General features: G+C 53.6%; 13 protein-coding genes and 2 pseudogenes. All 15 read left to right on the top strand.

What is annotated here, in order from left to right:
- The first annotated feature begins 1 nt into the window (after position 1).
- The 15 genes and pseudogenes from AWJ19_RS19775 (at position 2) to whiA (ending at position 14,745) form a co-directional block, all read left to right on the top strand.
- A complete protein-coding gene (locus tag AWJ19_RS19775) occupies positions 2-271 on the top strand; it encodes a YggT family protein (protein WP_082708007.1) in 270 nt (89 codons plus the stop codon).
- Between the two features lie 4 nt (positions 272-275).
- Positions 276-1,057, top strand: a pseudogene (locus AWJ19_RS19770) (YlmH/Sll1252 family protein).
- A gap of 265 nt (positions 1,058-1,322) precedes the next feature.
- Entirely contained in the window at positions 1,323-1,808 is a 486-nt protein-coding gene (locus AWJ19_RS19765) for a DivIVA domain-containing protein (protein ID WP_068726346.1), read from the top strand.
- Positions 1,809-2,783: 975 nt separating this feature from the next.
- The gene (gene hisF / locus AWJ19_RS19760; protein WP_068721671.1) at positions 2,784-3,542 is read left to right on the top strand and encodes an imidazole glycerol phosphate synthase subunit HisF; all 759 of its coding nucleotides are present in this window, start codon (positions 2,784-2,786) and stop codon (positions 3,540-3,542) included.
- On the top strand, positions 3,539-4,222 hold the full coding sequence (hisIE, locus tag AWJ19_RS19755) for a bifunctional phosphoribosyl-AMP cyclohydrolase/phosphoribosyl-ATP diphosphatase HisIE (RefSeq protein WP_068721673.1): 684 nt from the start codon (positions 3,539-3,541) through the stop codon (positions 4,220-4,222). The genes hisF and hisIE overlap by 4 nt, the downstream gene beginning before the upstream one ends.
- Before the next feature lie 14 nt (positions 4,223-4,236).
- Entirely contained in the window at positions 4,237-5,070 is an 834-nt protein-coding gene (gene hisJ, locus AWJ19_RS19750) for a histidinol-phosphatase HisJ (protein WP_068721675.1), read from the top strand.
- A gap of 27 nt (positions 5,071-5,097) precedes the next feature.
- On the top strand, positions 5,098-6,048 hold the full coding sequence (locus AWJ19_RS19745; RefSeq protein WP_039869041.1) for a ribose-phosphate pyrophosphokinase: 951 nt from the start codon (positions 5,098-5,100) through the stop codon (positions 6,046-6,048).
- Positions 6,049-6,288: 240 nt separating this feature from the next.
- A complete protein-coding gene (locus AWJ19_RS19740) occupies positions 6,289-7,698 on the top strand; it encodes a tetratricopeptide repeat protein (protein WP_241781584.1) in 1,410 nt (469 codons plus the stop codon).
- 151 nt (positions 7,699-7,849) lie between these two features.
- Positions 7,850-8,804: pseudogene (gene trxB, locus AWJ19_RS19735) on the top strand (thioredoxin-disulfide reductase).
- Positions 8,805-9,058: 254 nt separating this feature from the next.
- Positions 9,059-9,286, top strand: a complete 228-nt coding sequence (locus tag AWJ19_RS19730; protein WP_068721677.1) for a DUF1858 domain-containing protein — start codon at positions 9,059-9,061, stop codon at positions 9,284-9,286.
- 30 nt (positions 9,287-9,316) lie between these two features.
- Positions 9,317-10,582 (top strand): DUF438 domain-containing protein, encoded by a 1,266-nt coding sequence (locus tag AWJ19_RS19725; protein ID WP_068721679.1) that lies wholly within the window; start codon positions 9,317-9,319, stop codon positions 10,580-10,582.
- 310 nt (positions 10,583-10,892) lie between these two features.
- Entirely contained in the window at positions 10,893-11,843 is a 951-nt protein-coding gene (locus AWJ19_RS19720) for an ROK family glucokinase (RefSeq protein ID WP_068721681.1), read from the top strand.
- A 46-nt stretch (positions 11,844-11,889) separates the two neighbouring features.
- Positions 11,890-12,789: an RNase adapter RapZ gene (rapZ, locus tag AWJ19_RS19715; protein WP_068721683.1), complete on the top strand. Its 900-nt coding sequence runs from the start codon at positions 11,890-11,892 to the stop codon at positions 12,787-12,789.
- A 56-nt stretch (positions 12,790-12,845) separates the two neighbouring features.
- Positions 12,846-13,781 carry a YvcK family protein gene (locus AWJ19_RS19710; protein WP_198536462.1) on the top strand — a complete coding sequence of 312 codons (936 nt, stop codon included), beginning with the start codon at positions 12,846-12,848 and terminating at the stop codon, positions 13,779-13,781.
- A 34-nt stretch (positions 13,782-13,815) separates the two neighbouring features.
- A complete protein-coding gene (gene whiA / locus AWJ19_RS19705) occupies positions 13,816-14,745 on the top strand; it encodes a DNA-binding protein WhiA (protein ID WP_068721687.1) in 930 nt (309 codons plus the stop codon).
- Position 14,746 lies beyond the last annotated feature (1 nt).

Below are 14,746 nucleotides of genomic sequence, written 5' to 3'. Positions count from 1 at the left end.
TTTGAACGAAATATCTTCCATTATTAACATTCTATTTCAGATTTACTATTACATGATTATTATATACATTCTCATGTCCTGGCTGCCGAACCTGCGCGAAAATTTCATCGGCGAGCTGCTGGGCAAGCTTGTTGAACCTTACCTGAGCCCTTTCCGGCGGATCATTCCACCGCTGTTCGGGACACTGGATATTTCCCCGATCATTGCACTGTTCGTTTTGCGCTTTGCAGTAGTCGGTCTTCATTCCATCGTGGCAATGCTCTTCGGCTAGCATGATGAGAAATGAAATTTACGGGCATTTTCATCCTGACGAACGGCAGTTTGTGGATAAAGCCTGGGAATGGGTCAGCCATGCCGGGGATTATCATGAAATGAAGCTGACTGAGTTCCTTGATCCCCGCCAGGGCTATATTCTGCAGACGCTGGTGAACCGTCATCCCGATGTGGAAGCTCGCTGGGAGGGCGGCTTTGAGAACGCTGAACGGAGGCGGGCGCTGGTTGCACCCGATTACCGTGATCTTTCTGAAGAAGATATGGAGCTGAAGGTGCTCAGTATCTCCTCAGGTGAGCAGAAATTTCTCACCCTGGAGCATGGCGACTACATGGGCGCTATTCTCGGACTCGGGGTCAAAAGAGGAAAGATCGGCGACATTCACGTGCTGGAGGACGGATGCCATGTAGTAGTAGCATCAGACATAGCCGACTATCTGGCGATGAATCTGACCGGTGTGCACCGGATTAATGTTACTACTGAGGTCCTGCCAATTTCCGGCTTGCGCACAGCAGCGGTCAAGCTGGAAACGGTGGAGCTGACAGTCGCTTCCTTACGGCTCGATGGAATTGCTGCGGATGTGACGCGGCTTAGCCGGAGCAAGATACTGGTTCCTATTAAAGCGGGGCGCGTGCGGGTCAACTGGAAAGTGGAGGAAGATCCTTCCTGCGGATTAAAAGACGGGGATATGGTGTCCATTCAAGGATTTGGCCGGTTTAAGGTTCTGGAGGTCGCAGTCTGACCAAAAAAGGCCGTTACCGGGTCAAGGTCGGTAAATTTGTCTGAATCTCCAGCAGGAATCTGCAGGCGCTTGTCGAAATTCATTACTCCTAAGGAAGCAAATGATTTGAAAGCCGGACGCCGATAAGTGTAAGTAAGGTGCTCCTAGAGCTTCATCCGGAATGAAATTCTGGCAGCACTACCGGCTGCCTCCTTCAAAACGGGACGAAGCATTCGATTCTTTTTGCAGTATAGTCTTTCTTGTGTGCCATCCGGATACCACAACGTCGGAGAAGCGCACAAGGTCCGAAATTTCTAGGAGGTGCACAGCATGCCATTAACGCCGCTCGATATACATAACAAGGAGTTCTCCCGGAGAATCCGTGGTTATGATGAGGACGAGGTCAATGAATTCCTTGATCAGGTCATCAAGGATTACGAAAGCGTCATTCGCGAAAATAAGGAGCTGCAGAACCAGCTTCTGTCCATTCAGGAGCGTCTCGATCATTTTGTGAACATTGAGGAAAGCTTATCCAAAACCATCATTGTCGCCCAGGAAGCGGCCGATGATGTAAAGAACAATTCCAAGAAGGAATCTCAGCTGATCATCAAGGAAGCAGAAAAAAATGCCGACCGGATCATCAATGAGGCTTTGTCCAAATCCCGCAAGATCGCCATTGAGACGGAAGAGCTCCGCAAGCAGGCTTCTATCTACCGCACCCGGTTCCGGACGCTGGTGGAAGCACAGCTTGAACTGCTCTCGCAGGATGACTGGAATGCGCTTGAGAGCCGGGAGACCAGCGACAACCTGCTCTGATGGTGATGGCCGGTGTCGCGTAGGCTGATGCCGGATTGGATTTTAAGGCAGCTCGGCGGCTGCAGTGTTGACATTTTTTCTGAAAACGTCTATAACTAGAACATATCTGTGTAAAGTTTATACGTATTCGATGACGGGACAAAGTACGATAAGGTTATGTTCTCCAGAGAGTCGGCGGTGCTGCGAGCCGATTGTTCAGGCCTTACCGGAAGATCTTCCCCTAGAAGCTGAGCTGAAGCGACTTCGTCGTGCGTAGGTTTATGCCGTCTGCCGGACGTTATCCCGGACCCGCATAGCAGCAGTATGTGCGGAACTGAGATTGTGCTGTATTCACTCCCCTTAAGGATGTGCGTCAGGCACAGAATTAGGGTGGTATCGCGAGCGTCGTCTCGCCCCTTTGGGGGCGGGGGGACGCTCCTTTTGTTGTGTGGCGATCCCCCTAAATCCCCCTTCCGAAGGGGGACCCCAAGGGCTGGCCGCCCTCTGGACACCCGCAACAAGTGCTCCGGGGAGAGATTGGCTGTGGCGGACGAGAAGGATTATTACGGCGGGGGAAGCGGCCCTTCTTAGGCTCCCCTGGCGGGGACGCCTGCGGGGCCTTCACCTAAGGTCAAGGGCAAGGCGTCCGCCCAGCGCTGCCCTAACGGGATCGCGGGGCGGGTGCCCCACAAGAGCAAGGGCCACAAAAGCAAGGGCAAGCGGGCGGCGCGGCTAGCGTGCCTGAGGTAAAGCGGGCCGCTTGCGGCGGTAAGCGCGGATTACAACCAAATTAACAACCATACCGCCTCTGTCCCGGAGCTAGACAACTTTCCGGGTGTCCAGAGGGCCGGGGCCCTTGGGGTCCCCCTTGGCTAAGGGGGATTTAGGGGGATCGAAAATGCCTTAAGGTTTGGCTTTTGCTCAATAAGCCCTGGGATTGTAGTATTTTTTCATAAAATTTTACACGGTAAGGTTTTACTTTTGGAGGGATGCCGCATGTTAGCCAAACGTATCATTCCCTGCCTGGACGTAAAGGACGGGCGGGTAGTCAAGGGTGTGAATTTTGTTAATCTTCGCGATGCCGGGGATCCGGTGGAGCTGGCGGCGATTTATGACCGCGAAGGTGCTGACGAGCTGGTGTTCCTGGACATTTCCGCCTCGGTGGAAGGGCGGGCGACCATGGTGGAGGTTGTCCGCCAGACCGCCGGGGAGATCGCGATTCCTTTTACAGTCGGCGGCGGCATCTCGACTCCGGACGATATGAAGCGGATTCTGCGCGCCGGGGCAGATAAGATCGGCATCAACACGGCCGCAGTCAACAATCCACGGCTTATTCTTGAAGGGGCGCGCCGCTTTGGCTCCCAGTGTATTGTAGTGGCAATGGATGCCAAATATAATGAGGCTTGGGGCGAATGGGAAGTGTATACGCACGGCGGGCGCAAGCCGACCGGAATCCGGGCACTGGCCTGGGCGAAAGAGGCTGAACAGATGGGCGCCGGCGAGATTTTGCTAACCAGCATGGATGCTGACGGAACCAAGGACGGATTCGATCTGAAGCTGACAGCAGCGGTGAGCAGCCTGGTAGGCATTCCTGTCATCGCTTCCGGCGGCGCCGGGAAGATCGGCGACTTCTACGATGTATTTACTGAAGGTAAGGCCGATGCCGGGCTTGCCGCGACTATTTTTCACTATAAAGAAATTGCAATACATGATCTGAAGGCAGATTTGAAGTCTAAAGGGGTAGAAATCCGATGAGCCAAGAACAAGAAGCCATTATTGAAAATATCCGCTGGAATGAATCCGGGCTGCTGCCTGCCGTTGTGCAGGATGCACGCACGCTCGAGGTGCTGATGTTCGCCTACATGAATCCGGAGTCGCTGCGGCTCTCGCTTGAGAGCGGCCAGACCTGGTTCTGGAGCCGTTCCCGCAGTGAACTGTGGCATAAAGGCGGAACCTCGGGCAACACACAGGCCATTACTTCGATTCACTATGACTGTGACAGTGATACACTGCTGGTGAAGGTGGTTCCAGAGGGACCTGCCTGCCATACAGGTGAAAATACATGCTTTTACCGCGAAATCCCGCTTACTGGTCAGGCAGCAGCGGGGCCTCTGCGTACCGCAAGTGCAGATGAAGGGCGTTTTGCCGTACTGGGCGAGCTGGAGCGGGTGATTGCCGAGCGGGAAACCGAGCGTCCGGAGGGTGCTTATACTACCTATCTGTTCGATAAGGGCGTAGACAAGATTCTGAAGAAGGTGGGCGAGGAAGCCTCCGAAACGATTATCGCCGCCAAAAATAAAGACAATGCCGAGCTCCGCCTCGAAGTGAGCGATCTGATCTATCACCTGCTGGTGCTGCTGCAGGAGCGCAAGCTGCCGCTGGATGAGATTCTGGACGAGCTGAGCGCCCGACACGAACGTCCGCGCCGCGACTAGGAGGGGGTAGAGGGATGCATATCGACTATCATACCCATCATGAGCGCTGCGGTCATGCAGTAGGGAAGCTGGAGGAGTATGTGCAGCGCGGAATTGAGCTGGGCCTGCAGCAGCTGGGCCTGTCCGATCATCTGCCGCTGATTCATGTGGATCCGGATAGCTACTACCCTGAAATGGCCATGCCGCTGGCCGAGCTTCCGCGGTACGTCGAGGAATGCCTGACACTGAAGGAGCGCTACCGCGGAATCATTGATCTGCGTGTGGGGCTGGAGGCGGATTATATTGAAGGCTATGAGGAGCAGATCCGCGAGCTTTTGTCGCCCTATCCATGGGATTATCTGATCGGCTCTGTGCATTTTCTCGGAGAGTGGGATATTACGGATCACCGGCAGACCGGCGGCTGGGAAGGCAAAGATGTAATGGAGGTATACCGCCGTTATTATGATGCTGTAAGGAAGTCGGCGTTATCGGGATTATATGATATTATAGGACATATAGATGTGATCAAACGGTTCGGCTACGGCCCGCAGACTCCGGAGGAGAAGGCTGAATCCAGGGAACTGGAGCTTAGCGCGCTGAAGGCGATCGCCTCAAGCGGGATTGCCATGGAGCTGAATGCTTCCGGCCTGACCAAGCCCTGTGCCGAAATGTTCCCGGCGGAGCATGTATTGCAGCAGGCGCATACGCTGGGCATTCCGCTTACACTCGGCTCTGACGCCCACGACCCGGCCAAGCTGGGCGACGGGCTGCAGGAAGCCCGCAGTCTGCTATGGAATACCGGCTTCCGCGAACTGGCGGTGTTTGAAGGCCGTCGCCGTTCATTGGTACCGTTTGAGCTTAAATTATGATCTAAATTATGATCCCAGGAGGGTATTATGCAGCATCATCAATTGCGTATTTTTTCCGGTTCGTCAAATCCGAAGCTGGCCGCAGACATTGCGGAACGTCTCGGTGCACCCCTCAGCCCGATTAAGCTGACCCGTTTCAAGAGCGGTGAGATTTATGTGCATTATGAGGAGAGCATCCGGAACTGCGACGTATTTTTGGTGCAATCCCTCGCTCATCCTATTAATGAGCTGTTCGTAGAGCTGCTTGTGATGATTGATGCCGCCAAACGTGCCTCGGCAAGGACAGTGAACATTATCGTTCCTTACTACGGCTATGCCCGGCAGGAGCGCAAATCTGCACCCCGCGAGCCGATCTCGGCCAAAATGGTTGCCGATGTGCTGACCACTGCAGGGGCAACCCGGGTCATTACCATTGATCTGCACGCGGCCGCCATTCAGGGCTTCTTCAACATTCCGGTGGATCATCTGACTGCGCTTGATCTGATCAGCGGTTACCTGAAGGTTAAGAATATCTCCAACCCTGTGGTGGTTTCGCCGGATGCAGGACGTGCCTCCATGGCCGAGAAGCTGGCCAGCCGGCTGGATTCACCTTTTGCGATTATGATCAAGAAACGTCCGGCACATAACGAATCCGTTATCACGCATGTGATAGGAGATGTTGAGGGAAGAACGCCAATCATTATCGAGGACCTGATCGATACCGGCACGACAATTGTGAATGTGGTTGAGGGCCTTAAGGAGCGGGGAGCCGGCAACAGTATTGTCTGTGCAACACACGGGCTGTTCTCCGGTGATGCGCTGACACGTATGGATCATGACAATATTGATGAAATTGTTGTCACTGACTCAATTGCGCTGCCTGACGACCACTCTACCCGTTATAAGGTGCTGTCCGTTGCACCGATGCTGGCAGAAGCCACACGCATTATTATTGAAGGCGGATCCATCGATAAATTGTTCAGAGACGCGGGAATTTGATTCCCGCGTCTTTGCTGTGCAGCTGCGGTGCAGGAGCCGCTTCATCTATTTTCCTGAGGTGCGACCTTCCCTTAGCTTGAGAATCCCCCGCTCACTTGTGTTATACTGTGTGAAGCAGCTAAGCCCAGAGATGGAAACGATAGACTGCTTTAGGATAGGAGCCCGGAGTGCCCTTACGGCACAACCCTCCTATTTTTGCGTGAGGATAAGGAAGCTTACAAAGGGAGGTGCCTTGCTTCCATGATTGAGAGAACTTCAGATGAGACGGAGTTAAGCAATGTCATTCCGGTGACTCTGGATGCCAATTTTTTCTTTGAAAGAGCCGTTCGGTCGCTGGACCGCTTTCAATATGATAAGGCATTAAAGAATTTTCGCAAAGCTGTTGAATATGAGCCGGAGAATCCGGTAAATCACTGTAACATGGCAGGCATCTTATCGGAGATGGGTAATTATAAAGCATCCAATGATATTCTGACCCATGTACTGGAAAAGATCGACCCGGCGATGACCGAATGCCACTTCTACATGGCTAACAATTATGCCAATATGGAGAGCTTCGAGGAGGCAGAGCGCTCGCTCATGACGTATCTGGAGCAGGATGCCGCCGGTGAATATCTGGCGGAGTCCGAGGAGCTGATGGAGCTGCTGCAGTATGAGCTGGACCGTCCGGCTCCGCTGATCAAAATCCGCAGCCGTGAAGGGGTTGTGGAGCACGACCGTGCCCGTGCACTGCTGGAGGAAGGGAAGTTTCCCCAGGCGGTAGATCTGCTGGAGGAGATCGTCAAGGCAACTCCCGATTTTCTGGCAGCCCATAATAATCTGGCACTTGCCTATTTCTATATGGGCCGTTTTGCAAGAGCGAAGGAATGCCTGGGCGCTGTGCTGGAGCAGGACGCAGGCAATCTGCATGCCCTGTGCAATATGGCTATCTTTCTGCAGTATGCCGGGGACCGTGACCAGCTGGATACGCTTCTTGTAAGGCTTGAGGCCACCGTGCCCTTCCATAAGGAGCATGTGTTCAAAATGGCCACTACGATGGGCATTCTGGGCCGGCACAAGACGGCCTATAGTCATTTCCGCCGCCTGCTGAGGGATGAAGAGGTTGGCGCAGACGCCAGCCTGTTCCATTATTGCGCTGCTGCTGCGAGCAACAGCGGATTGCACAGCGACGCCTTGCGCTGCTGGCGGCAGGCCGCCAAGCTTGACCCGGCATCGCCTGTACCGGCTTTCTTCCTCGCCCAGCTGCAGCAGGCGCTGGCAGAGGGCCGGCCAATGTCGCCGGTCAGCTATAATTATCAGCTGCCTTTTCAGGAGCAGCTGAAGCAGTGGAAGAACAATGCCAGCAGCTTCACAGCTGAAGTACGCAGCAATCCGCTGCTGCGGGCCTCCTTCTTCTGGGCGCTGCGCTACGGCGATTCCGGGACCAGAATGCAGGTTACCGAGGCGCTCCGCTGGATTGAGGACGAAGAGATGTCCGAGGTGCTGGGCGAATTGCTGCAGCAGGAACCGCTCCAGGAGGAGAAGCTGCAGGAAGCGGCGCTGATCAGCCTGCAGCGGCTGATCGGAAGCAGCCTGAAGGAAAATCCTATTTCGGCAGAAGAGCAGGAACTGGCGCAGGGGGATTTGCCTTCTTCAACGGAGAAGGTATAACCCCGGCAAGGTAATATAAGCAAGCAGGTATAAATGAAGCGGGATTCTGCATCCTTATATTGTTTACCCGAAACAGTGAGAGGGCTTCTTCTGAAGCTCCGCCGCTGTTTCTTCTTATAAATCATTACCTACTCGTAAGGAGGCCATAGTGATGTACAAAACGATTGTAATCGGAACAGGCCCGGCAGGGCTGACTGCCGCTATTTATTTAGCCCGCGCCAATCTCAGCCCGCTCGTAATTGAAGGCTTGCAGCCGGGCGGACAACTGACAACGACGACAGAAGTGGAGAACTTTCCTGGCTTTCCTGAGGGAATTCTCGGCCCTGATCTGATGGAGAATATGCGCAAGCAGGCTGAGCGCTTCGGTGCACAGTTCAAGAACGGCTGGGTGGAATCGGTCGATTTCTCACAACGTCCGTTCAAAGTGAAGGTGGATGGGCTGGGTGTGCTTGAGGCGGAATCGGTCATCATTTCAACCGGCGCTTCCGCACGGTATCTGGGAATTCCGGGCGAGCAGGAGAATGTAGGGCGCGGGGTAAGCACATGCGCCACCTGTGACGGATTTTTTTCCGCGGGAAAAGATTATCGTTGTCGGGGGCGGAGACTCCGCCATGGAGGAAGCCAGCTTCCTGACCCGCTTTGCCTCTAACGTAACGCTGGTTCACCGCCGTGAGGAGCTGCGCGCTTCCAAGATCATGCAGGACCGGGCTCGTGAGAACAGCAAGGTGACCTGGGCGCTGAACCGCACCCCGCTGGCCGTAACAGTCGGAGATACAGGCGCAGTCAAAGGATTAACCGTGCGCAATAATGAGACAGGCCAGGAAGAGCTGATTGAGGCAGACGGTGTTTTCGTGGCAATCGGCCATACTCCTAACACCGGCTTCCTGGGAGGCCAGATTACTACAGATGCTAACGGGTATATTGTAGTGAACCCTGGTACGACGGAGACGAACATTCCGGGCGTATTTGCCTGCGGCGACGTTCAGGACACCCGTTACCGGCAGGCGATTTCTGCAGCCGGAACTGGCTGTATGGCCGCTATGGATGCCGAGAAGTATCTGGAAGGCACAATGGTGCATGACTGGAGCGAAAGCCTCGACAAGTAAAGTTTGAAGTATTCTACAGAATCAAGCCGGTAATTCCGCTTATGCGGGATGCCGGTTTTTTTGTGCAGGGAACGGCTGATTACCCCGGGCGCTAACCCGCGCAGCAGCAAGACGCAGGCGGCAACCGATTTATTTAAAAAATAAAGTACATATCAGCTTCAACTTAGTGATTGCAATCACAATGTGTGTATATGGGCTATGCTAAGCTGATGTTGAGAAGAGTTCTCAATAAGTGGATTAAAGGAATGGTGTCCATGAACAAAGTGCTGAAGATGGATGAGTCCATATTCGAGCTGGTGAGCCGGCATCCCGAGGTAACCGGCATTATGGTGGAGCTGGGGTTTCAGGATATTGCCAAACCGGGGATGCTGCAGACCGCAGGCCGGTTCATGACCCTGTCGAAGGGAATCAAACTGAAAAAAATGGATCCTGAAACAGTAAGGCAGACATTTGTCCGTCATGGTTTCGAGATTGTTGAATAGAAGCATTCCGCATATAAAGGAGAGAGTATAATGAGTGAATTAATTAACAACCGTGAAGTGGATGTACCCGAGCAGACCCGCCGCCAGGCGATGCTCAAGGAAATTATTAAAGAGCTGCATGCCGGTAAAAGTGTAGATGAGGTCAAAGCCCGTTTTGCTGAAGCGGTTGGCGATGTGACAGTAGCCGAAATTTCTGCAATGGAGCACTCGCTGATGACGGAGGAAGGTATTCCGGTAGAAGAAGTCCAGCGGCTGTGTTCGGTCCATACCGCAATTTTTAAAGGCTCGATAGAGCAGATTCACCGTTCCTCGAAGCCGGAGGAGCAGCCTGGTCATCCTGTTCACACCTTCAAGCTGGAGAACCGCGAAATTGAGCGGCTGGTTAACTTCCGTCTGGAGCTGCATGCCGGCAAGTTCCTGAAGAATGACAGCGACGAAATTATTTTCAAGCTGCTGGAGGATCTGAGTCTGCTGCTTGATCTTGACAAGCACTACAGCCGCAAAGAGAATCTGCTGTTCCCTTATCTGGAGAAGTACGGCATCTACGGGCCGACCAAAGTAATGTGGGGCGTGGATGACGGCATCCGGGCGATGATCAAAGCAGCCAAGGCAGAGCTAAGCTCATACAAAGGCAATAAGGAAGAGATCGGTGAACAGCTGACCCAGATTATTCAGGAAGTTAACGAAATGATCTTTAAGGAAGAAAATATTCTGCTGCCGATGGCGCTCGACAAGCTGACTGAGGACGAGTGGGTCAAAATTGCCCGTGAAAGCGACGAGATCGGCTTCTGTCTGACGGCGCCGGAGCAGGAATGGATACCGGAACGCTCACCTGAACCGGAAGGCGCAGCTGTCTCTGCTGAGGAGCAGCAGGCAGGCGAAAGCCCGCAGGGCTTTATCCGGTTTGAAACCGGCCTGCTGTCACTGCACCAGCTGGAGACCATCATGAACCATCTGCCGGTTGACCTGACCTTTATCGATGAGAATGATGTTGTCCGTTATTTCTCCCACGGTAAGGAGCGCATCTTTGCACGGACCAAGGCGGTCATCGGCCGTACCGTCCAGAACTGCCACCCGCCGCAAAGTGTGCATGTCGTGGAGAAGCTGCTGGAAGACTTCAAGGCAGGACGCAAGGATGCCGAGGATTTCTGGATTAACATAAAGGATAAGTTCATCTATATCCGTTACTTCGCAGTCCGGGATGAAGCCGGCCGTTACATGGGGACGCTGGAGTTCACCCAGAATATTGCCCCGATCCGCGCGCTGGAAGGTCAGAAACGGATTTTGTCGGAATAGAGTTAATTCTTCATAAGGTGCAGGCCTTAAGGCCTGTGCCTTTTTTTTGCTGCTTAAAGAGTGTGGCCGACTGCGGGGATACCCGTAATAGTGTACAAGTCATAGATTATAGTGATAACGCATACAACGTTAATATGCCTGAAAAAGGAACCCCCTGTCGTCGGCTCAGCCAGCCCCCTTTTATCCAGCCTAGTTTTTAGAGTAGGGTATATAGCCGGGTGTGCCGCCTTTCCTTGACCGCAGGGGAGGCTTCTATTATAGTGGGTACGTAGGATTAACTATTTTAGCATAGAAAAAGGTGGCTTGTTACATGTCTGAGAATATCTACGTTGGCGTGGATTTAGGTGGAACCACGATTAAGGTTGGAATCTGCAATGCCGAGGGAACCCTGCTGCACACTTATGAGGGACCTACGGGGACTGCGGATGGCGTCGATGCCGTTATCGATAACATCGAGAAGTATGTGCGCCTGATTGTGGAAGAATCCCCGTACTCCTGGGAGCAGCTTGCCGGTGTGGGAGCAGGCCTGGCCGGATTTACGAATATTCGTGAAGGAATCATCATTCTTGCGCCTAACATAGGATTTAGAGATGTGCCGATCCGTTCCATCCTGGAAGGACGCCTTAACAAGCCTGTCAAAATAGACAATGATGCCAATGTGGCTGCGCTGGGTGAAGCCTGGAGCGGCGCGGGACGCGGCATTGAGAACTGTGTCTGCTATACGCTGGGAACCGGTGTCGGCGGCGGTATTATCATTAACGGCAAGGTATACCAGGGCTTCGGCGGTCTGGCCGGAGAGCTGGGCCATATCTCGGTTGTGCCTGACCTGGAAGCCATTCAATGCGGCTGCGGCAATATGGGCTGCCTGGAGACCGTATCCTCGGCCACCGGCATTATCCGTATGGCTAACGACGCTGTAGCACGCGGAGACCGTACTTCGCTTACTGCTGTGGAGAAGATTGCAGCGAAGGAAGTATTCGATGCTGCAAAAGCCGGCGACGAAGTCGCGCTGCGCATTGTTAACCGGGCCGCATTTTACCTGGGCAAGTCCATGGCGGCAGTTGCTGCCGTGCTGAACCCTGAAGTCTTTATTGTCGGCGGCGGAGTATCCAAGGCAGGCGACATTCTGTTTGATGAGGTGCGCCGTGTGTTTGCCAAGCTGGCTCCAGAGCCGCTGCAGAAGGGCGTTACCATCGTGCCTGCGGAGCTTGGAAATGATGCCGGCATTATTGGTGCGGCGGGTCTCTTGCTGCGTTCTTAATAAGCGGGACTTATTCATATACTAATCTTAGGGAGGGAACGCTCTCATGACCGAATTGGAGCACTCCGAAACGGCCGGCGCCACCCTGATCATTATTACAGGCATGTCAGGCGCAGGCAAAACAATTGCTGTTCAGAGTTTGGAAGACCTTGGTTTTTTCTGTGTGGATAATCTGCCGCCGGTGCTGATACCGAAATTTGCTGAACTGATTGAGCAGTCCAAAGGCAAGATCGCCAAAGTGGCACTCGTTATTGATTTGCGGGGACGGGAATTTTTTACGGCGCTTTCTGAATCGCTGACCTACATCAAAAATGAGTCAACGATCGGCTGCGAAATTCTCTTCCTCGATGCTACGGACTCCGTGCTTGTGCAGCGTTATAAGGAGAGCCGCCGGCATCATCCGCTGGCCCCCAAGGGGATGCCGCTTGACGGCATCCGGCTGGAGCGCCAGATGCTGGATGAGCTGAAGAATTCGGCTACCCTGTGTCTTGACACAAGCAGCATGAAGCCGGCCCAGCTGAAGGAGAAGATTGTCTCCAGGTTTTCTCACCTTGGCAAAAGCACACTCTCCGTTAATATTACTTCGTTTGGATTCAAGTATGGTATTCCGATTGATGCAGACCTCGTGTTTGATGTCCGCTTTTTGCCGAATCCGCATTATGTGGATCAACTGCGGCCCAAGACCGGCCAGGACAGCGATGTATATGACTATGTAATGAAATGGCCCGAAACGCAGGCTTTTCTGACCAAGCTGCTGGATATGCTCCACTTCCTGATTCCCCAGTACCGCAAAGAGGGCAAGTCCCAGATAATTATCGGCATCGGCTGTACCGGCGGCAAACACCGTTCAGTCGCCATATCCGAGTATCTGGGTAAAATGCTGGGAGTCAGCGAGACGGAGACGGTAGCGGTCAGCCACCGGGATTCCGAGCGTGACCGGCATTAACGAGAGAAGGGGTCTAAGTGTCCGAAGAACAAGAGAAACGTCCGCGGATCGTCGTTATGGGCGGCGGCACAGGGCTTTCTGTTATGCTTCGCGGTTTGAAAGAGAAGCCGCTTGATATTACAGCAATTGTAACAGTGGCAGATGACGGAGGCAGCTCCGGTATTCTGCGCAGTGAGCTGCAGATGCCGCCTCCCGGCGATATCCGCAATGTGCTGACAGCCATGGCGGATGTAGAGCCGCTTATGGCGCAGATTATGAGATACCGCTTCAGCAGTGGAGAAGGACTTGCCGGCCATAGTCTCGGCAATCTCATTCTCGCGGCGCTTACCGATATCTCGGGTGATTTTGTAACTGCTGTGCGGGAGCTGAGCCGGTTGTTCGCTGTCCGCGGACGAGTATTGCCCGCTGCCGGTGATGCGGTGGTGCTGCATGCCGAGATGGCTGACGGTACCATTGTTACGGGAGAGTCCAAAATACCCGAGGCCGGCGGCCGGATCAAACGGGTGTTTCTGGAGCCCGCAGATGTGGAGCCGCTTCCGGAGGCGCTGGAGGCGATCCGTGGTGCTGACGCCATTCTATGCGGTCCGGGCAGCCTGTACACCAGTATCCTGCCCAACCTGCTGGTGCCTAAGCTGGCGGAGGCTGTTGTAGAATCGGATGCGATCAAAATCTTTGTCTGCAATGTAATGACCCAGCCGGGCGAGACGGACAACTACACAGTCAGCGACCATCTCCAGGCCGTATACGATCACATCGGGCTGCATTTGTTCGATTATGTGATTGTCAACGACGGGGAGATCCCGGAGCAGGTGCAGGTCAAATATGCCGAGAAGGGCGCTCGCCCCGTGCTTCTTGACCGGGATGTGCTTGACGGCAACGGGTATAAGGTAATTGCTGATAAGCTGGTATTGTTCAAGACCTATTTGAGGCATGATACGGATAAGCTAAGCCACCATATTTACCAGCTGGTCAAGGATTGGATTTCCAGATAAACAAGCTTCAATGAACATGAAAGAGGTGAGCCCCTTGTCTTTTGCGGCACTTACCAAAAAAGAGCTGACGATGGTGGAGAGCCCGCCCTGCTGCGAGAAGGCGGAGATGTCAGCGCTGATCCGGATGAACGGATCCGTGCAGCTTTCAAGCAAAAAGGTGGTTCTGGACATCTCGACGGAGAACGCCGCGATTGCAAGGCGGGTATATTCTTTGCTTAAGAAATATTACCAGGTCCATATCGAGCTGCTCGTGCGTAAAAAAATGCGTTTGAAGAAAAATAACGTCTATATTGTCCGAATCCCCAGCCGGGTGCAGGAGATCCTGAAGGACCTGCGGATTGTATCCGAGGGCTTCATCTTCAATGACGGAATTGACGAGGAAATCGTCAGAAAAAACTGCTGCAAGCGGGCTTATCTCCGCGGAGCCTTCATGGCCGGCGGGTCGGTAAACAATCCCGAGGGCTCGTCCTATCATTTGGAAATCGCTTCCATGTATGAGGAGCACTGTAAAGCGCTGGTGGATCTGGCTGGTGAATTTCACCTGAACGCCCGCTGCATAGAGCGTAAAAAAGGCTTTATCCTATACATTAAGGAAGGCGAGAAGATCATCGAGTTCCTGAACCTGATCGGTGCGCACCAGGCGCTGTTCAAATTTGAGGATGTGCGGATTATGCGTGACATGCGCAACTCCGTAAACCGCATCGTCAACTGCGAAACGGCCAACCTGAACAAAACGATCAGTGCGGCTGTCCGGCAGATTGAGAACATCAAGCTGCTGCAGCGTGAGGTGGGGCTGGAGAGCCTTCCGGATAAGCTGCGCGAGGTCGCGGAAATCAGGCTGGCACACCCGGACATCAACCTGAAGGAAGTCGGTGAGATGCTGAAGGGGAACGTCAGTAAATCAGGTGTAAACCACCGTTTACGCAAAATTGATGAGCTGGCGGAGAAAGTCCGCGGCGGCTAAT

It is taken from the genome of Paenibacillus sp. DMB5 (assembly GCF_001517085.1).
In the GTDB taxonomy this organism is placed as follows: domain Bacteria; phylum Bacillota; class Bacilli; order Paenibacillales; family Paenibacillaceae; genus Paenibacillus_AQ.
This window is presented reverse-complemented; position numbering and strand designations above follow the sequence as displayed.